Annotated in this window: 19 protein-coding genes and 1 pseudogene; 16 read left to right on the forward strand and 4 right to left on the reverse strand. The window is 34.7% G+C overall.

Annotation, left to right across the window (positions count from 1 at the left end; translation table 11 throughout):
* Window positions 1–7 precede the first annotated feature (7 nt).
* Together ILT06_RS06630 and ILT06_RS06635 are read left to right on the forward strand one after the other, a co-directional pair.
* Entirely contained in the window at window positions 8–829 is an 822-nt protein-coding gene (locus ILT06_RS06630) for an ABC transporter ATP-binding protein (protein WP_048545874.1), read from the forward strand.
* Window positions 830–845: 16 nt separating this feature from the next.
* A complete protein-coding gene (locus ILT06_RS06635) occupies window positions 846–1,664 on the forward strand; it encodes an alpha/beta hydrolase (protein ID WP_064475058.1) in 819 nt (272 codons plus the stop codon).
* Window positions 1,665–1,703: 39 nt separating this feature from the next.
* Here the strand turns inward: ILT06_RS06635 and ILT06_RS06640 are convergent, their stop codons facing one another.
* A complete protein-coding gene (locus ILT06_RS06640) occupies window positions 1,704–2,393 on the reverse strand; it encodes a class I SAM-dependent methyltransferase (protein ID WP_064475059.1) in 690 nt (229 codons plus the stop codon).
* Window positions 2,394–2,484: 91 nt separating this feature from the next.
* Here ILT06_RS06640 and ILT06_RS06645 point away from each other — a divergent pair, with 91 nt between their 5' ends.
* The 10 genes and pseudogenes from ILT06_RS06645 (at window position 2,485) to ILT06_RS06690 (ending at window position 10,836) form a co-directional block, all read left to right on the forward strand.
* On the forward strand, window positions 2,485–3,549 hold the full coding sequence (locus ILT06_RS06645) for a helix-turn-helix transcriptional regulator (RefSeq protein WP_222654933.1): 1,065 nt from the start codon (window positions 2,485–2,487) through the stop codon (window positions 3,547–3,549).
* A gap of 187 nt (window positions 3,550–3,736) precedes the next feature.
* A complete protein-coding gene (locus tag ILT06_RS06650) occupies window positions 3,737–4,111 on the forward strand; it encodes an ArsR/SmtB family transcription factor (protein WP_064475061.1) in 375 nt (124 codons plus the stop codon).
* A gap of 66 nt (window positions 4,112–4,177) precedes the next feature.
* On the forward strand, window positions 4,178–4,900 hold the full coding sequence (gene gpmA, locus ILT06_RS06655; protein ID WP_064475062.1) for a 2,3-diphosphoglycerate-dependent phosphoglycerate mutase: 723 nt from the start codon (window positions 4,178–4,180) through the stop codon (window positions 4,898–4,900).
* Between the two features lie 60 nt (window positions 4,901–4,960).
* On the forward strand, window positions 4,961–5,206 hold the full coding sequence (locus tag ILT06_RS06660) for a ferredoxin (protein ID WP_064475063.1): 246 nt from the start codon (window positions 4,961–4,963) through the stop codon (window positions 5,204–5,206).
* A gap of 43 nt (window positions 5,207–5,249) precedes the next feature.
* A complete protein-coding gene (locus ILT06_RS06665) occupies window positions 5,250–6,197 on the forward strand; it encodes a cation diffusion facilitator family transporter (protein WP_064475064.1) in 948 nt (315 codons plus the stop codon).
* A 259-nt stretch (window positions 6,198–6,456) separates the two neighbouring features.
* Window positions 6,457–6,684: a hypothetical protein gene (locus ILT06_RS06670; RefSeq protein ID WP_000849103.1), complete on the forward strand. Its 228-nt coding sequence runs from the start codon at window positions 6,457–6,459 to the stop codon at window positions 6,682–6,684.
* Window positions 6,685–6,976: 292 nt separating this feature from the next.
* Window positions 6,977–7,279 carry a metal-sensing transcriptional repressor gene (locus ILT06_RS06675; RefSeq protein ID WP_000349635.1) on the forward strand — a complete coding sequence of 101 codons (303 nt, stop codon included), beginning with the start codon at window positions 6,977–6,979 and terminating at the stop codon, window positions 7,277–7,279.
* 203 nt (window positions 7,280–7,482) lie between these two features.
* Window positions 7,483–7,689: a copper chaperone CopZ gene (copZ, locus tag ILT06_RS06680; protein WP_000436980.1), complete on the forward strand. Its 207-nt coding sequence runs from the start codon at window positions 7,483–7,485 to the stop codon at window positions 7,687–7,689.
* A 95-nt stretch (window positions 7,690–7,784) separates the two neighbouring features.
* Window positions 7,785–10,205 (forward strand): heavy metal translocating P-type ATPase, encoded by a 2,421-nt coding sequence (locus ILT06_RS06685; RefSeq protein WP_088047329.1) that lies wholly within the window; start codon window positions 7,785–7,787, stop codon window positions 10,203–10,205.
* A gap of 163 nt (window positions 10,206–10,368) precedes the next feature.
* Window positions 10,369–10,836, forward strand: a pseudogene (locus ILT06_RS06690) (GNAT family N-acetyltransferase).
* 31 nt (window positions 10,837–10,867) lie between these two features.
* On the opposite strand, the gene ILT06_RS06695 reads toward ILT06_RS06690, so the two are convergent.
* Both ILT06_RS06695 and ILT06_RS06700 read right to left on the reverse strand, forming a co-directional pair.
* Window positions 10,868–11,140 (reverse strand): HU family DNA-binding protein, encoded by a 273-nt coding sequence (locus tag ILT06_RS06695; RefSeq protein ID WP_001043904.1) that lies wholly within the window; start codon window positions 11,138–11,140, stop codon window positions 10,868–10,870.
* A 141-nt stretch (window positions 11,141–11,281) separates the two neighbouring features.
* Entirely contained in the window at window positions 11,282–12,097 is an 816-nt protein-coding gene (locus ILT06_RS06700) for a formate/nitrite transporter family protein (RefSeq protein WP_098102220.1), read from the reverse strand.
* Between the two features lie 194 nt (window positions 12,098–12,291).
* Between ILT06_RS06700 and ILT06_RS06705 the strand changes: the two genes are divergently transcribed.
* Together ILT06_RS06705 and ILT06_RS06710 are read left to right on the forward strand one after the other, a co-directional pair.
* Window positions 12,292–13,185, forward strand: coding sequence for a metallophosphoesterase (locus ILT06_RS06705; RefSeq protein ID WP_222654934.1), 894 nt, complete (start codon window positions 12,292–12,294; stop codon window positions 13,183–13,185).
* Window positions 13,186–13,297: 112 nt separating this feature from the next.
* Window positions 13,298–14,509: a M20 metallopeptidase family protein gene (locus ILT06_RS06710; RefSeq protein WP_098111007.1), complete on the forward strand. Its 1,212-nt coding sequence runs from the start codon at window positions 13,298–13,300 to the stop codon at window positions 14,507–14,509.
* Window positions 14,510–14,563: 54 nt separating this feature from the next.
* Here the strand turns inward: ILT06_RS06710 and ILT06_RS06715 are convergent, their stop codons facing one another.
* Window positions 14,564–15,646 (reverse strand): chitinase, encoded by a 1,083-nt coding sequence (locus ILT06_RS06715; protein WP_064475069.1) that lies wholly within the window; start codon window positions 15,644–15,646, stop codon window positions 14,564–14,566.
* 270 nt (window positions 15,647–15,916) lie between these two features.
* On the opposite strand from ILT06_RS06715, the gene gabP reads away from it, so the two are divergent.
* The gene (gene gabP, locus ILT06_RS06720; RefSeq protein WP_000360102.1) at window positions 15,917–17,311 is read left to right on the forward strand and encodes a GABA permease; all 1,395 of its coding nucleotides are present in this window, start codon (window positions 15,917–15,919) and stop codon (window positions 17,309–17,311) included.
* A gap of 133 nt (window positions 17,312–17,444) precedes the next feature.
* On the forward strand, window positions 17,445–17,783 hold the full coding sequence (locus tag ILT06_RS06725; RefSeq protein WP_141669109.1) for a hypothetical protein: 339 nt from the start codon (window positions 17,445–17,447) through the stop codon (window positions 17,781–17,783).
* Window positions 17,784–17,901 lie beyond the last annotated feature (118 nt).

The raw sequence follows: 17,901 nt of genomic DNA on the forward strand, positions 1-17,901 counted from the left end.
AATAAAAGTGAGTATTTTAAGTGCAAAAAATTTAGAAACGAGTTATGAAAAGCTTACAGTGTTTCGCGATTTAAATGTGGAAATACAAGAAGGAAAAGTAACGACAATTATAGGGCCAAACGGGTGCGGTAAATCAACACTGTTAAAAACGATGGGAAGAATTTTAAAGCAAAAGAGCGGTAAAGTATATTTGCAAGGACAGGATTTAAATACGATTCCAACGAAAGAAATTGCGAAGCAGTTAGCTTTACTCCCGCAAACTCCAATTGCACCAGGAGAACTTAAAGTGGAAGAATTAATTTCTTATGGACGCTATCCACATCGAAATAATGTAAATAAGTTAACTTCAAAAGATAAAGAGATGATTGACTGGGCATTAGATATAACGAAAACTTCTGAATTTCGAACGAGACAAATTGCCAATTTATCAGGTGGTCAAAGGCAAAAGGTATGGCTAGCGATGGCTTTAGCACAAGAGACAGAAGTGTTACTACTAGATGAACCAACGACATATCTTGATATGTCTCATCAATTAGATGTATTACAAATTGTGGAGAAGTTAAATAAAGAACATAATTGTACAGTTGTAATGGTACTACATGATATTAACCATGCAGCAAGGTTTTCAGATGAGATTATTGCAATGAAGGAAGGGGAAATCGTTACAACTGGTATCCCAGAAGAAATCATTACAAATGAAGTGTTAAAAGAAGTATTTCATATTGATGCGCGTGTCATGATTGATCCGTATAATGGATCTCCTGTTTGCTTTGGATACGATAGTGTTGTCTCTCAAGAAGAGAAAGTAGAAATATATGTAACGAGTTAAGAGGGAGGGATATAAGATGAATACTACTATTGAAAAACAGCAGATTATAACAACTAATACAGAACAGTGGAAAATGTATTCGAAATTAGAAGGTAAGGAATATCAAATTCATATTTCAAAGCCGAGGCGACCAGCGCCAGAGTCAGGATATCCTGTTATATACGTATTAGATGGCAATGCTTTTTTTCAAACATTCCATGAAGCGGTTAAAATACAATCAGTTAGAGCGGAAAAAACAGGTGTTTCACCAGCCATTATAGTAGGTATTGGTTATCCAATTGAAGGGGCATTTTCAGGTGAAGAAAGATGCTATGATTTTACGCCTAGTGTAATTTCAAAAGATGCACCTTTAAAACCAGATGGCAAACCGTGGCCTAAAACAGGAGGAGCACATAACTTCTTTACATTTCTGGAAGAAGAACTGAAACCTCAAATTGAAAATAATTATGAGATTGATAAAGGAAAGCAAACGTTATTTGGGCATTCGTTAGGTGGCTTATTTGCTTTACATATACTATTTACCAACTTAAATGCCTTTCAAAATTATTTTATAAGTAGTCCATCTATTTGGTGGAATAACCAATCCGTACTTGAAAAAGAAGAGAACCTTATAAGTGAATTAAACAACGCTAAGTTTGAAACAGGAGTGTTCCTTACAGTCGGATCACTAGAACGAGAGCATATGGTTGTAGGGGCAAACGAATTATCAGAGCGCCTTCTTCAAGTAAAACACGATCAGTTTAGATTTACGTTTTATGAGGCTGAAGGGGAGAATCACGCATCAGTTGTGCCGACCTCTTTAAGTAAAGGGTTAAGATTTATTAGTCACGTATAGAAGGTAGAAAAAAGGTAAGCAATTGCTTACCTTTTTTCCTTATTGTTTAAAGGCAACGTATCCATCAATTAAAAAACTAGTAAAAAAGCGAGTAATTTGAGTAAAGCCACATTCCTCCATAATAGTTAGTAGATTCGTTTCGGAAATAGGGAATATTTCCGTTTCAAAAGAATTTTCAAATCTGTTCCAATCTTCTAATGGAATTTGATTTTGCATCATATGGTTGTGCCAAGCATTTAATTGTGCAGAAAACATACTTGTATGGGGTACACCATTTATTGAAGAGAGAAAGAATGGAGCACCAGGCTTTAAGCGACTACTAATTTCATTAAGTAACTCTTTTTTCTCCTTAATAGTTGGGATGAAGTGAAGAACAAGCATACAAGTAGCAGCGTCAAATAATGGATTGGTTAATAATGAATGCACAGTTCCATGTACAAAGTGAATTGGATTTTGTATGCCTTCGTTTTCAATTCTTTTTTTAGCTAACTGTAGCATGCTTTCAGATGGATCAACACCTGTAAAAGATAAGTTGCTATTTTGTTTGCCTATTGAGAGAATTTCTTGTCCACCACCAGCACCTATAACTATTAAATTGGGATTCATATTTTCTTTAGGGAGTGTAGTAAGTAAAAAATGATTCATCATGTTATAAAGGGTAAAATATCCAGGGATTTTCAACGGAATTGTTCGTTCATATGTATGTACAGTATGATCATTCCAGCTCATTTTTTAGCCTCCTCTTTTCCAATAAAGTTTCACTTTATTATGAAATGAAATGGTTAGAGGAAACAATCCCATAAATCTGGGGGGAATAAAGATGATTTATGAACAGGCAACGAAAGAAATAACACTGTTAATGAAAAGCGAGAGCTCAACTAGACAATTTCAAAAAGATTTTTTAAATATATTAAAAAAGGTAATTCCTTTTGATGCTTCCTGCTTCACCGCTATAGACCCGCGTACATTTTTATCAACCGGAGCATATACAGATCAAAGAATTGAACAACTGCATCCGCAGTTATTTATGAATGAATTTTTAGAGGATGATTATAACAAATTTAAAGAGTTAGCACGAAAGCCTCCTCATGTTGGTGCGATACGTATTGTCACAAATGATAATTCGATAAAAAGCGCTAGGTATCGAAATATTTTAAAACCAGCCGGTTTTATAGATGAAGTAAGAGTGGTTTGTATGAGTAAAGGAAAATGTTTTGGACACTTAAGTTTGTTTCGAGATAATACAAAAATACCTTTTCAGCATGATGAATGTAAGTATTTATCGAAGGTGGGTTTATTGGCAGGAGATACTTTAAGAGCATCCTTTATAACCCGTTCAGAAGAAAAAATAGAAGTAGTAGGAATGGGCATGATTATATTAAATGAAAATCTTAAACTAAATTATTGGGATGAAACAGGATACATATGGTTATCAAACTTTAGAAAGTATGAACAATTGACTGAAGAGGACATTCCAAGGCCGATACGTGCAGTTTGTTCGCAAGTAAAAGCAAATGAAACTAATAAAGAAGCAACAGTCTGTATAAGTTTAACGTGTGGACAATTTTTGGTTATTCGTGCAAGTAGGTTAGAAAGTTACAGTAGTTGTCATACAGGATATAGGGTTTTGTTCGAAAGTGCACGGCCAGAAGAAGTTTTTCCTCTTCTTGCAGATTCTTATAGTTTGTCTCAAAGAGAGAAAGAAGTGATAGTAGGAATTGTTAGGGGGATGTCAACGAAAGAAGTGGCAAAAGAATTGTGTATTTCTACGTATACAGTTCAGGATCATTTCAAGTCAATTTTTGAAAAGGTCGGAGTAGGCAGTAGAAACGAACTTATATGGGAGCTTTTTTCTAAGTTTTGTTTTTTAAAGGGGGAATACTAAAAGAAAAATGGTTTAATTTATCCGGTATTAACGGTCGGACAGCTCATAAGATCGATTACTGCGGGCTAATAATTAGTGGGGTTTTTAGGATAAACGAGAAACATTCAAATAAACGTTTGAATGTTTCTCGTTTATAAGGTATACTACATACATAATCAAATATATACTTGAATAAGAGGTGTTACATATGAGCGAAGAGCATTGTGAACTTTGTTATCATGATGAACAAAAAGTAAAACATGCAAGTGATATGCTAGAGAAAGAAAATATAAGTAGTGTAGCAAAAATGTTTAAAGCACTTGCAGATGAAACACGTTTGAAAATTGCTTATGCGTTGTATACGGAGAAAGAACTTTGTGTACGTGATGTCGCAAGTATTATTCATAGTAGTATTGCAACAGCTTCACATCACTTAAGACTATTACAAACGATAGGATTAGCGAAAAAGCGTAAAGAGGGGAAACTTGTTTTTTATTCATTAGATGATTCTCACGTAAATGGATTAATTGAATTAGCGTTTAGTCATAGTAGTGAAATGAAGAATAAAGAACTTGATATGTAATCGCGCATTTTCATAAAGATACTTCTTTATGAAAATGCAACTTTAAAAGGAGAGGAGATAGCAAGTATGGTAAAGCTAGTTTTAATACGACACGGACAAAGTGAATGGAATGTTGAAAATAGGTTTACTGGTTGGACGGATGTTGATTTATCCAATAAAGGTTTGGAAGAAGCAAGAGAAGCCGGAGTAATGCTGAAAGCGAATGGTTTCTCATTTGATATCGCATATACGTCTGTTTTGAGAAGAGCGATGCGTACTTTATGGATCACTCTCGAAGAAATGGATTTGATGTGGATACCTGTTCATAAAACATGGAAATTAAATGAGCGCCATTACGGTGCGCTTCAAGGATTAAATAAGGAAGAAACAGCGAGAAAATATGGCGATGAGCAAGTAACTTTATGGAGACGTTCAACAAATGTACGCCCACCAGCACTTACAAAAGATGACGAAAGATATGAAGCAGCACATCCGAAATATAGAGATGTAAAAGAGTATGAATTTCCTCTTACAGAAGATCTAGAAGATACAGAGAAACGAGTTGTTTCATATTGGAATGAAGAGGTAGCTCCTAATGTAAAAGCTGGTAAACAAGTAATTATTGCAGCACATGGAAATACAATACGTGCTTTAGTAAAACATTTAGATCAAATTTCAGATGAAGAAATAGAAAATGTAAACATTCCAACAGGAACACCATTGGTTTATGAGTTGGATAATGATTTAAAACCGATATGCCATTATTATTTAAATAGGGAAATAGAAACTTTGGAAGGAAATTTGGTATAAAACAAACGGTTTTATATACCCTACCTATGTATTGTATATAAATAACGGAGGAGATTTATAGTGTTACATTATACGGTTGTAGATAAAAAGAATTGTGAGTCATGTGGATTATGCACTTCTATAGCACCTGATATATATCAATTAGATGGAAGAGGAAAATCATTTGGTCTATTAGATAGTAATCAAGGAATAATGGGGATCCCAAAAACTTTCTTGCAAGCAATGTTGGCGGCTAGTGATGGCTGCCCAACAAGTTCAATTCAGGTAAGAAAAGAACCATTTATAAAGAAAATGAAAATTCAATAGAGGAAGTATTAAGGATAAAACAAAATTAAAAGGAGGAATTTATATGGGACATCATCACGGTCACCAACATCATGGGCATGCTCACGGGCATTCCCATGGACATCATCATTTTGAGGAGAGTAGAAAAGGGAATAAAAAAGGATTAATTACAGCTTTAGTAATTACAGCAACTATTATGTTTCTTGAATTTTTTGGAGGACTAGTTACAAATAGTTTAGCTTTATTATCAGATTCAGGACATATGTTAAGTGATACGAGTTCATTATTATTAAGTTTAATTGCAATCGGACTTGCAGCTAGAACGGTTACTTCTACAAAAACATATGGATATTATCGTTTTGAAATTTTAGCAGCATTAATTAATGGAATCACATTATTTGTTGTAGCAGGGCTTATCGTATGGGAAGCAATTGGTCGTTTTTTTGAACCACCAACTGTAGCAAGTGGTCCAATGATGTTAATCGCATCAATTGGTTTATTAGCAAATTTAATTAGTGCATGGGCACTTATGAGACAAGGTGACGTGAAAAATAACGTGAATTTACGTAGCGCGTATTTACATGTTCTTGGGGATGCTTTAGGGTCAGTGGGAGCATTAGTAGCTGGTGTACTTATGTCATTATTCTCATGGTATATTGCAGATCCAATTATTTCAGTAGTTGTAGCTTTATTAATTTTAAAGAGCGCATGGGGAGTAACAAAACATTCTATTCATATACTTATGGAGGGTACACCGGTTGCAATTGAAATAGAGAAAGTGAAGCAAGCAATTAAAGGAGTAGAAGGTGTACGTGATTTACATGACCTTCATATTTGGACAATTACATCGGGATTAGATGCATTAAGTGTCCATGTAATAATTGATAAAAAACAGGATGATCAAGAAGTACTTCAAAATATTATTGATATGCTAAAAAAAGAGTTCCATATTGAACATGCTACAATTCAAATTGAAACACTTAACATTAAACATAATGAAATGATTGTCTAATAAAATGCAAACAAAAGGCTATGGGGAAATTCTCCATAGCCTTTTGTTTGTGCAAGTAGAATTGTCCTTTTTGAAAGTTTTGTTTCAACTTTTCGTCTAAAGAGACAAAAAGTTGTCACAATTCGGTCACAATTAGCATAAACATAAAATAGACGAAATGAACTTATTTCCAAAAAGGCTTGATTCATTCCAGTCATGATTAGTAGAGCTGAAAAAGCATGGATTAAAAGTTCACTATATTCTCAAGGAGGTAGATCGTATGAAAACTATTCTTGCTATCGCTGGGCTTATTTGGGTTTTATCACATGGCATTCCAATTTATGAAGGAGAACAAATTCGCAGTGCTCTGAATAAAAATTTTAATGAATATCATATCATTGATCGGCAAGATAATGTCGTGACAGTTCGTGTAAATGACTGTTTTCATACGGTAACCGTTGAAGGAACTTCAGTAGTGAATGACACAAAAGTATGTGATCAGCAATAATTATATATAGGAAGAAAAAAGTCTCAATTTACACGTATGAAAATTGAGACTTTTATATTTGTGGATGAATAATAAGCGGGGAGGAATAATCCCTGCTTATTATTGTTTTTTGAAAAAAAGGTAAGGGTATCATAATAATTGAGTCTGAGAAGCTAATAAGTTGTTAAGAATAAGCATAGAGCAGAAATATACTCATATGGGGTATCATACGTAGATATTTAATGCTATAATTGGTATACTCGTAAAAGCAATTGTTTTATTGGATGAAGAGAAACTTTAAGAAGGTGATAATATGGATCATAAAGATCATGAAGCGGTAACACATAGATCAGAAAAAGAAAAAGAACAAATTATAAATAGATTAAAGAGAATTGAAGGACAAGTCCGCGGTATTCAAAATATGATTGAAAATGATCGTTATTGCGTGGATATTTTAGTGCAAATTTCAGCGATTAATGCAGCAATGAAAAAAGTAGGAATGGGTGTATTAAAAAACCATACAAGTCATTGTGTTTCAGGTGCTATTAAAGATGGCAATGGTGACGAAGCAATTGAAGAATTAATGACAGTATTTGAACGTTTTTCAAAAGCGTAAAAACAAGCTAGTATGTCACTGGCTTGTTTTTTTGTTTATTTTTATATAGGATTTCGAGGTATTGGTGTGAAAAAGTGTGTGTAAAATAAACTTTTAGAAAATAATTGAAAAATCATGATATAAAACCATTGATTACCTTAGGGGGGTATGGTAAGATGTAATTGTGATTAACAAACAATGAAGAAACAAGAGGAGGATTTTAAATGGAACAGTTAACATTACAAGTTGAAGGTATGTCTTGTGGACATTGTGTAAATTCTATTGAAAGCAGTGTGAAAGAACTAAACGGTGTTGAGCAAGTGAAAGTTCAATTAGCAGAAGGTACTGTTGAAGTTACTATCGATTCATCAGTTGTAACGTTAAAAGATATCGTTGCTGTAATTGAAGATCAAGGGTACGATGTTCAATAATTATTTTTAGATATGGAAATAAATCGTACTTTATAGGAAGTACGATTTATTTTGTTAATAATTATACCTTATGAGGGTATATAGAGGTGAGAGACATGAATGAACAGAAAGAGGCCAATCTTCAAATATCAGGAATGACATGTGCGGCATGTGCAAATAGAATTGAAAAAGGTCTAAAAAAAGTAGAAGGTGTTCATGATGCAAATGTAAATTTTGCACTTGAAAAAACAAAAATAATGTATGATCCCAAAAAAACAAATCCGCAACAATTTAAGGAAAAAGTTGAATCGTTAGGATATGGAATTGTCAGTGATAAAGCTGAGTTTACTGTTTCTGGGATGACATGCGCAGCATGTGCGAATAGAGTAGAAAAGCGTTTAAATAAGTTAGAAGGTGTGAACGGAGCGACAGTAAATTTCGCTTTGGAATCAGCTACAGTAGATTTTAATCCTGATGAAATTAATGTAAATGAAATGAAGAGTGCAATTACGAAATTAGGATATAAATTAGAAGTGAAATCAGATGAGCAAGATGGATCAACTGATCATCGCTTACAAGAAATTGAGCGACAAAAGAAGAAATTTATCATTTCGTTTATTTTATCATTCCCGTTACTGTGGGCAATGGTAAGTCATTTCTCATTTACATCATTTATTTATTTACCTGATATGCTTATGAACCCTTGGGTGCAGCTAGCTCTTGCAACTCCAGTTCAGTTTATCATTGGTGGGCAGTTTTATGTTGGGGCTTATAAAGCGTTACGAAATAAAAGCGCCAATATGGATGTTCTCGTGGCACTTGGAACGTCTGCAGCGTATTTCTACAGTGTGTATTTAAGTATTAGGTCGATTGGTTCTTCGGAACATATGACAGACTTGTATTTTGAAACGAGTGCAGTACTTATTACATTAATTATTTTAGGTAAATTATTTGAGGCGAAAGCAAAAGGACGCTCGTCAGAAGCGATTAAAAAATTAATGGGATTACAGGCGAAAACTGCTACTGTTGTACGAGATGGAACAGAAATAAAAATTTTAATCGAAGAAGTGGTAGCTGGTGATATCGTTTATGTAAAGCCTGGTGAAAAAATCCCAGTAGATGGGGAAATTGTAGAAGGAAAGTCAGCAATAGATGAATCGATGTTAACAGGTGAAAGTATTCCGGTTGATAAAACAATTGGGGATGTAGTAATTGGTTCTACAATAAATAAAAATGGCTTTTTAAAAGTGAAAGCAACTAAGGTAGGAAGAGATACTGCATTAGCTCAAATTATTAAAGTAGTAGAAGAGGCGCAAGGTTCAAAAGCTCCTATTCAACGGGTAGCAGATCAAATTTCTGGTATTTTCGTACCGGTTGTAGTTGTGATTGCTATTATCACATTCGCAGTGTGGATGCTATTTGTTACACCTGGTGATTTTGGCGGAGCACTTGAAAAAATGATAGCCGTACTTGTTATCGCTTGTCCATGTGCATTAGGTCTTGCAACGCCTACATCTATTATGGCGGGATCAGGAAGATCAGCAGAGTATGGTATTTTATTTAAAGGCGGGGAGCATTTAGAAGCAACGCACCGATTAGATACAGTTATTTTAGATAAAACAGGTACTGTGACAAATGGGAAGCCGGTGCTAACAGATGTAATTGTAGCAGATGGATTCCACAAAGAAGAAATACTACGTTTAGTAGGTGCGGCAGAAAAAAATTCTGAACATCCACTTGCAGAAGCGATTGTAGAAGGAATTAAAGAAAAGAAAATTGAAATCCCAAGTTCAGAAACGTTTGAAGCAATTCCGGGATTCGGCATCGAATCAGTCGTAGAAGGGAAACAATTATTAATTGGTACACGTCGATTAATGAAGAAATTCGATATTGATATTGAAGAAGTTTCTAAATCGATGGAAGCCCTAGAACGAGAAGGAAAAACGGCAATGTTAATAGCAATAGATAAGGAGTATGCTGGAATAGTTGCCGTTGCAGATACTGTAAAAGATACTTCAAAAGCAGCTATCTCAAGACTTAAGAAAATGGGTCTAGACGTTGTTATGATTACAGGAGATAATACACAAACTGCTGAGGCAATCGCTAAGCAAGTTTGTATTGATCACGTAATTGCAGAAGTATTACCAGAAGGAAAAGCAGAAGAAGTGAAAAAACTGCAAGCACAAGGTAAGAAAGTAGCAATGGTTGGGGATGGAATAAATGATGCTCCTGCACTTGCTACGGCGGATATCGGTATGGCAATTGGAACAGGAACGGATGTAGCGATGGAGGCGGCAGATATTACGTTAATCCGTGGTGATTTAAATAGTATTGCTGATGCAATCTTTATGAGTAAGATGACGATAAGAAATATTAAGCAAAATTTATTTTGGGCACTAGCTTATAACGGCTTAGGCATCCCGATTGCAGCGTTCGGTTTCTTAGCACCTTGGGTTGCTGGAGCCGCGATGGCATTTAGTTCTGTATCCGTTGTATTAAACGCATTACGACTGCAAAGAGTGAAATTTAAAAAATAAAAATCTATAGAGTAATTGCAGATGCTTACAAACAAAAAAACAATACTTTGAAATAAGTATTGTTTTTTTCTTTCTATAGAAAGAAAAAAGATATAATAAAGCAGAAATATTGAATACTAGATGGTAGAAAAGTTAAATGATAGTTTAGTAAGGAGGTTCGTATATGTTAAAAGACACGATTATTAGAACATTTCATAAAGAGGATTTAGAACAAGTATTACAGTTGTTCTATGAAACAGTTCATACAATTAATGCAAAAGATTATAACGTATTACAGCTACAGGCATGGGCACCGGATTGACTAGATAGAGAAAGCTGGTTAAATTCTTTAGAGAGGAATATTAGTTATGTAGCGGATCATAACGGTGTGATAGTGGGATTTGGGGATTATAATGAAGATCATTACGTAGATCGCTTATTTACGCATAAAGATTATCAAGGGAAAAGGATAGCTTCCTATATACTACAGAAGTTAGAAAAAAAAGCAGTGAACTTGGGGCATGGGGAGGTATATACAGAGGCGAGTATTACAGCAAAACCTTTCTTTGAAAGTAAAGGTTTTATTTGCATAAAGGAACAAAAGAAACAGCATAATGGTCAGATTTTTATTAATTATGTAATGAAAAAATAGCCCTCTCGTAAACGAGAAGGCTATTTTTTCATTATTTTACAGCTTCTTTTAGTTCTTTACCAGCTTTGAAAGCAGGTACTTTAGAAGCTGCGATTTGCATTTCTTCACCAGTTTGTGGGTTACGGCCTGTACGAGCAGCTCTTTCGCGAACTTCGAATGTACCGAATCCGATAAGTTGTACTTTCTCACCAGCAGCTAAAGTGTTAGTGATTGATTCTACTACAGTTTGTACAACTACAGTAGCTTCTTTTTGAGAAATCTCAGCATTTTGTGCTACGTTTTTAATTAATTCTGTTTTGTTCATGTTTTTCACCTCATATGTAAATAATGCTATTTAAGTTGTTATTATAACGTATAAAACATTCGAGAACAAGTGTACGTACATATATTCGTAAAAAAAATGAAATTTGTAATATTTTTGAGAGCTACTTTATAGACATTCAATTTAAGCGGATACAGATTTTTTCTTTAATGCAGTTTGCTCTTTATTGGAAGGGAGTTTCTTATTATAGGATATGAAATAAGGTAATGCTACAAATAACATACCTCCTACTAAGTTTCCGAAGAAAACAAAAATGAAGTTTGGAAAATATTCAATCCAAGTTAAATGACCGGCAAAAATTGCAGCTGGGATGACAAACATATTAGCTACAACGTGTTGAAATCCAATCGCAACAAAAGTCATAACTGGGAACCAAATGCCGATAATCTTTCCGATAAATTCTTTACTTCCCATACTGAGCCAAACAGCTAAACAAACGAGCCAATTACATCCGATTGCAGAAATGAAGGCTTGTAGTGGTGTATCTTGTAGTTTAGTTTGCGCAATAGAAACTGTTTTCGTTAAAAAAGCTCCCTCTGTTAATCCGACGATATGACCGAAAAAATAAGCAACGAATACAGCACCTATGAAGTTGCTAAACGTAACAATAACTAAATTTTGAATGAAGTGAAATAAGTCGATTTTTTTGTGAAGCCACGCCATTGAAACGGTCATCATATTGCCAGTTACTAACTCACCGCCTGCAAGAATAACGAGTATAAGACCGATAGGGAATACAGCGGCACCTAGAAAACTAGTAAATGATCCCCAAGAATTTGGCATTGTTCCAATAACATGAATATCGAGTAAATACCCTAATGCTATGAAAGCACCACCAAAAAAACCGAGAATTAACATAGGGAGTAATGATAAATGAGCTTTTTTTCTTCCGGAATTCGCAGCAAGTTCCGTAATTTCTTCTGGTGTAAATACAGACATGAATAATCTCTCCTTAATAAAATGATAGAATAAATAGAAGGAATGTTTTTAAGAATCTATGTATTATAAAAATATGTTATGCCTTCTGTATAAAATTGTCAAAGTGAATGGGTAGAATTGGATATAACTAACATTGTTCATGTTGTCACATTAATGTAACAATAAGGCTTTAAAGTATTTCTAGAGGTGAGAACATGAATACGCATCATGTAAAAAAAGAACAAAAAAAATCAATCATAAAAATATTTGCAATCAGTTTCATAAGTATAATAATGATTTCAGTAAGTTTGTATTTCTATGCGACAGAAATAGAACGAAAACTAGTAACAGTTACGTGGAATGAAATAGAAGCATCTACAATTCCTAAAGAGTTTAATAATAAAAAAATATTACAATTCTCAGATGTACATTTAGGGCCAGAATTTACACTGAAACAACTAGAAAATTTGGTGGAGAAGATGAATGCGTTACATCCAGATGTAGTAGTTTTTACAGGGGATTTAATAGATAAGTTTGGATCGTATAAAGCCGAAAGAGAAGAAGCGAAAAGTATTTTACAGAAAATACATGCGCCTTTAGGGAAATATGCTGTGTTTGGGAATCATGATAGGGGCGGGGGAGGTAGTTTATTTTATAAAAAGTATATGGAGGAAGCTGGTTTCTCTGTGTTAGTAAATGAAGTGCAGAAAATAAAAGCGGAACACGGTAAGTATATTACAATAGCAGGTTTGGATGATTTTTTATTAGGTAAGCCGCAAATAGACTCGACTTTAAAACATATAAGGCAACAAGATTTCAATATGCTATTAGTACATGAGCCAGATGTTGTAGATAGAGTAGCTCGTTACCCAGTTGATTTTCAAATGTCAGGCCATAGTCACGGAGGACAAGTTCAAATTCCTTTTATAGGTCCATTAATTACTACAAAGTTAGCTGAGAGTCATGTTGAAGGTATGTATGAATTAGAAGGGAAGAATAAGCCGTTACATTTATACGTAAATCGTGGTATTGGGACAACCCGAATGCCTGTTAGATTTTGGAGTGTACCTGAACTTTCAGTATTTGTATTGAAGCAAAATAGTAACTAGACTATTTTAGAGTAGTAGGAGGGCTTTCAAAGAAAGTGCTCTTTTTTATTGATTAAACACGGAATATTATGTAACTTTTAATTAAAGTGTTAAAAAAGAAAGGGGCATTTCTATGATAGAAACATGGTATAAAGAATTGGAAAGTTTATATAACGAAATGGTTTTGTGGCGAAGAGATTTTCATCAATACCCAGAGCTATCGTTTCAAGAAATAGAAACACCGAAAAAAATAGCTGAAATCTTAAAAAGTTTTCATATTGATGTGACAACAAATGTTGGGGGAAGAGGGGTAATCGGCGTAATTGAAGGTGGAAAACCTGGGAAGACGATAGCGCTACGTGCTGATTTTGATGCACTACCTATTCAAGATGAAAAGCAAGTTTCATATAAATCAAAGGTTCCCGGCGTAATGCACGCTTGTGGACATGATGGACATACAGCAACACTTTTAGGCGTTGCAAAAATATTAAGTGATCATAGAGACCAGCTTTCTGGAAAAATAGTTCTTATACATCAACATGCAGAAGAGAAAGAGCCTGGCGGAGCAATTGCTATGATTGAGGATGGTTGTTTAGAAGGTGTAGATGTTGTGTTTGGAACACATTTATCTTCTCAAATGCCTATAGGAATGGTTGGAGCGAAAGCTGGAGCAATGATGGCGGCAGCTGATACATTTGAAGTAAAGATTCAAGGGCGAGGCGGTCACGGCGGTATGCCGCATCATACTGTTGATGCTATTATCGTTGCAACACAAGTAATTAATCAGTTACAACTTTTAGTGAGTCGAAAAATAGATCCGCTTCAATCTGCGGTATTAACAGTTGGTACATTCCATGCTGGTCAGGCGGATAATATCATTGCGGATACTGCTACGTTTACAGGAACCATTCGAACGCTAGATCCTGAAGTGAGAGAATATATGGAGAATGAATTTAAACGAGTTGTTGAGGGGCTTTGTCAGTCTCTTCATGCTGAGGTTAGTATTCAATATAAACGAGGCTATCCAATATTAATAAATCATTTAGATGAAACGAGTCATTTTATGGAGATTGCGAAACGTGACCTTGGAAGAGAAAGGGTCATTGAAGTGCCACCTATTATGGGTGGAGAAGATTTTGCATATTACTTAGAATGTGTTCCAGGAGCATTTTTTTTCACAGGTGCGCGTAATGAAGAAATAGGAGCAACATATCCACATCATCATCCTCAATTTGATTTTGATGAACGAGCAATGTTAATTGGTGGAAAATTACTTTTAAGTCTTGTAAATAGTTATGTAAGAGATGGAAAAGAATCTCTTCATCATGTAGAAGTGAAAAAGTAATTTACATAAATAAAAAACAACAATAGGTCATATAAAACCTATTGTTGTTTTTTATTATTTTTGCAAGGAAAGACTATCAAAATATGTTCTATAGTTATTAGAGAATTCAAAGTTGTTTTTTGCATCCCAATTAATAGACCAAGACATTAGGCCGCGGAATGCAGGATAGCCACTCTGATTTGAAAGTTTATACTTTCCTCCAAAAGGAATTCCTTTAATGATATAATCTAAAGCTTTTTTCATTTCAGTTGGAGAAATATATCCGCCACTTGGAGCAGCTGCTGGTGCTGCAGGAAGTCCAATCATGACTTGATCCGAACGAAGAGCTGGGAAAATGTTATTTGTATTACCACCTACAGGAAAACCATGTAAGAGCATATCTGCCATAGCGACTTCGTAGTCTGCAGTACCTTGATTGTAGTTATTACCGTCCATTCCAATCCCGCTACCAGCATTGTAGTGTTGAACGTGAATGTATGTTAGTTTGTCTTTTACTCCGTAAATAATCGGTAAATAAGCACCCCAGATGCTTCCATATGCGCTATAACCACCTTGAACATAAGCTGTTTCAGGGGCCATGCTTAATAGAAAATCTGGACCATAATGATCTGAGATTGTCCGAATAGCTGAAATAAGATTTACGATTTGAGGAGTCGTGGGGTTTTTGAAATTAGTGTCATTTCCGTTTAAGTAAATACCTGATTCAAGGTCAATATCTATTCCATCAAAACCGTATTTATCGATCAGAGATTGTATGGAATTAATAAAACGTTGCTTAGCCGCATTGTCAGGAAGTAAAACGACCCCATTTTGTCCACCTATTGAAAGAACTATTTTCTTACCTTTACTTTTTAAATAAGAAATATCTGATTTGAACTCTGCATCCGTACCATACACAGGAGAAAATTCAACAGTGGAACGATCACCCCCAGTTTCACCGAAAGATACATTGATTACATCCCATTTTGGTGAAACGTCTCTTAATTTAATAATGCCAGTACCGTTATCAAAGTTATGCCAGTATCCAACGAGTAATTTTGATTCTAAATTGTTTGCTGCTTGTGCTTGAAAGGGAGCTAGCGGTAGCAGTAAGAAAATTACTAAAGCGCAACAAATGAATTTGAACTTGTTTAACATATCAACACTCCTATACAAAAAGTTGTCTAGATGTATAATCTTGTTCGTTTAATAATATCTGAAAATTCATTCTTTTGTAAGTCGATTATAATTTTCTCAACAATTGTATATGGAAAACTATTAAACCTAATGAAATAATTTTTGAAGGAGGTCGAATTACGATTGTTAAATTCAGAATATTTTGATATATTTTAAAATATAGGACAAGATTTTTCGCATAATACTCTTACATAAATTTCAAAATTAAGTTTGGAAGGGGATGTACAAGAGTTGGATAAAAATCTTAAGAAAGACCTCAAAATACGCCACATTACAATGATTTCCATTGGTGGCGTAATAGGAGCTGGTTTGTTTGTTGGAAGCGGTGCGGTTGTGCATTCAGCCGGACCAGGTTCTATCGTTTCATATGCATTAGCAGGACTTCTAGTTATTTTCGTTATGAGAATGCTAGGGGAAATGGCAGCTATTAACCCGACAAGTGGTTCATTTGCAACATATGCAAGAGAAGCAATTGGTCCATGGGCGGGTTATACAATTGGGTGGCTATATTGGTTTTTCTGGGTAATTGTTATTGCAATAGAAGCTACAGCAGGTGCTGGTATTATTCAATATTGGATTCCAGAAATCCCGCTCTGGTTATTAAGCTTAATATTAACGATTTTATTAACGTTGACGAATGTTTTCTCGGTGAAATCATTTGGAGAATTTGAATATTGGTTTTCATTTATTAAAGTAATAAGTATTGTTTTGTTCCTTTGTCTTGGGCTCGCTGTTATTTTAGGATTTGTACCAGGAACGGAAGCACCTGGCACTTCGAATTTAGTAGGGCAAGGAGGATTTATGCCAAATGGTATAAGTTCGGTGCTACTTGGAATTACCGTCGTTATATTTTCATTTATGGGATCTGAGATTGTTGCAGTAGCCGCTGGTGAATCTGCCGAACCTGTAAAAGCAGTAAAAACAGCAACAAATAGTGTAATTTGGCGTATTCTCGTATTTTTCATTGGATCGATTGCTGTAGTTGTTACACTCCTTCCGTGGAATTCAGCGAACATACTAAAAAGTCCGTTTGTGGCGGTACTGGAACATATAGGGATACCAGCGGCAGCACAAATTATGAATTTTATCGTTTTAACAGCTGTACTTTCTTGTTTAAATTCGGGTTTATATACGAACTCAAGAATGCTTTTTTCAATGGCAGAAAGAGGAGATGCGCCAAAGGCATTTTTGAAATTGAATAGTAGTGGTGTTCCAGTTCGGGCGGTTTTATTTGGAACTTTCTTTGCTTACATTGGAGTTGTTTTTAGTTACATATCTCCAGATAAAGTATTTTTATTTTTAGTGAATGCATCTGGCGGGATTGCGTTACTCGTTTATCTCGTTATAGCAGTTTCACATTTCAAGATACGTAAAAAAATGGGGAAAGCGGAACAACAAAATTTGAAAGTGAAAATGTGGCTTTTTCCATATGTAACATATGTTACAATTGCTGCGATTATAGCAGTTTTAGTTGCCATGCTCGCAATTGAATCTTTACGTTCACAAGCGCTTTTAACAATGCTTGTTACTGTTCTTATAATAATTTCTTATTTTATTTTTAATAGAAATAAAAATAGTACATTGTTGAATCCTAAAAGTAAGAATGAGGAATCTGTTCGATTCTAATTTCTTGTTTTAGAAGAGAGTTACACCCAATCATTGCTATAAAAGAATCATATATAATCATAGAAACAAGTAATTACTATTGTCATAGTGAATATAAACTTTTTTCTTGACTTTTTATACGAAGGCGAGCAAAATGATAAAAAAGGAAGGGGGGATGACGATGGAAGAGTACGTATTAGAGCTGTATAACTTGTTATATACGACAGAATGGCAAGATATTGTTTCGTTTCTAGGAATAATGTTTTGTATGAAAATTGTAATTGTATATATGGAAGAGCAAGGTATGTTCTATTCCTTCGCATCTCCGTTCGATGTGCAACGCGAGCCGTTGCCAAACTATGCCAAGGTAAATTACGAACAATTTCCTTTTGTGATTTTCTTTATGCTTCGATTTATAACAGCAATTGTAAAGAAAAAGGAAAGTGACGATGAAGAGTGCCACTCAACTTGTAATATAGCGACTGCTTTTTAAGCTAAATACAAGGAGGAGATTTATATGTGGTTTCGATTTCTTATGATTGGTTTCTTTTCATTAACAGCAATTTCTTTAATGGGATATCAAGTGTCTGAAATTTATCAAGCATATAGCA

The organism is Bacillus sp. 17RED48, assembly GCF_019837545.1.
Classification (GTDB): Bacteria; Bacillota; Bacilli; order Bacillales; family Bacillaceae_G; genus Bacillus_A; species Bacillus_A wiedmannii.

What these genes read in the sequence shown, in the direction of transcription:
- ILT06_RS06640 (WP_064475059.1), bottom strand. Translation starts at nt 2,393, where the DNA reads ATGAGCTGGAATGATCATACTGTACATACATATGAACGAACAATTCCG.
- ILT06_RS06695 (WP_001043904.1), bottom strand. Translation starts at nt 11,140, where the DNA reads ATGAACAAAACAGAATTAATTAAAAACGTAGCACAAAATGCTGAGATT.
- ILT06_RS06645 (WP_222654933.1), top strand. Translation starts at nt 2,485, where the DNA reads ATGATTTATGAACAGGCAACGAAAGAAATAACACTGTTAATGAAAAGC.
- ILT06_RS06700 (WP_098102220.1), bottom strand. Translation starts at nt 12,097, where the DNA reads ATGTCTGTATTTACACCAGAAGAAATTACGGAACTTGCTGCGAATTCC.
- ILT06_RS06725 (WP_141669109.1), top strand. Translation starts at nt 17,445, where the DNA reads ATGATAAAAAAGGAAGGGGGGATGACGATGGAAGAGTACGTATTAGAG.
- ILT06_RS06705 (WP_222654934.1), top strand. Translation starts at nt 12,292, where the DNA reads ATGAATACGCATCATGTAAAAAAAGAACAAAAAAAATCAATCATAAAA.
- ILT06_RS06665 (WP_064475064.1), top strand. Translation starts at nt 5,250, where the DNA reads ATGGGACATCATCACGGTCACCAACATCATGGGCATGCTCACGGGCAT.
- gpmA (WP_064475062.1), top strand. Translation starts at nt 4,178, where the DNA reads ATGGTAAAGCTAGTTTTAATACGACACGGACAAAGTGAATGGAATGTT.
- ILT06_RS06685 (WP_088047329.1), top strand. Translation starts at nt 7,785, where the DNA reads ATGAATGAACAGAAAGAGGCCAATCTTCAAATATCAGGAATGACATGT.
- ILT06_RS06675 (WP_000349635.1), top strand. Translation starts at nt 6,977, where the DNA reads ATGGATCATAAAGATCATGAAGCGGTAACACATAGATCAGAAAAAGAA.
- copZ (WP_000436980.1), top strand. Translation starts at nt 7,483, where the DNA reads ATGGAACAGTTAACATTACAAGTTGAAGGTATGTCTTGTGGACATTGT.
- ILT06_RS06650 (WP_064475061.1), top strand. Translation starts at nt 3,737, where the DNA reads ATGAGCGAAGAGCATTGTGAACTTTGTTATCATGATGAACAAAAAGTA.
- ILT06_RS06710 (WP_098111007.1), top strand. Translation starts at nt 13,298, where the DNA reads ATGATAGAAACATGGTATAAAGAATTGGAAAGTTTATATAACGAAATG.
- ILT06_RS06635 (WP_064475058.1), top strand. Translation starts at nt 846, where the DNA reads ATGAATACTACTATTGAAAAACAGCAGATTATAACAACTAATACAGAA.
- ILT06_RS06670 (WP_000849103.1), top strand. Translation starts at nt 6,457, where the DNA reads ATGAAAACTATTCTTGCTATCGCTGGGCTTATTTGGGTTTTATCACAT.
- ILT06_RS06715 (WP_064475069.1), bottom strand. Translation starts at nt 15,646, where the DNA reads ATGTTAAACAAGTTCAAATTCATTTGTTGCGCTTTAGTAATTTTCTTA.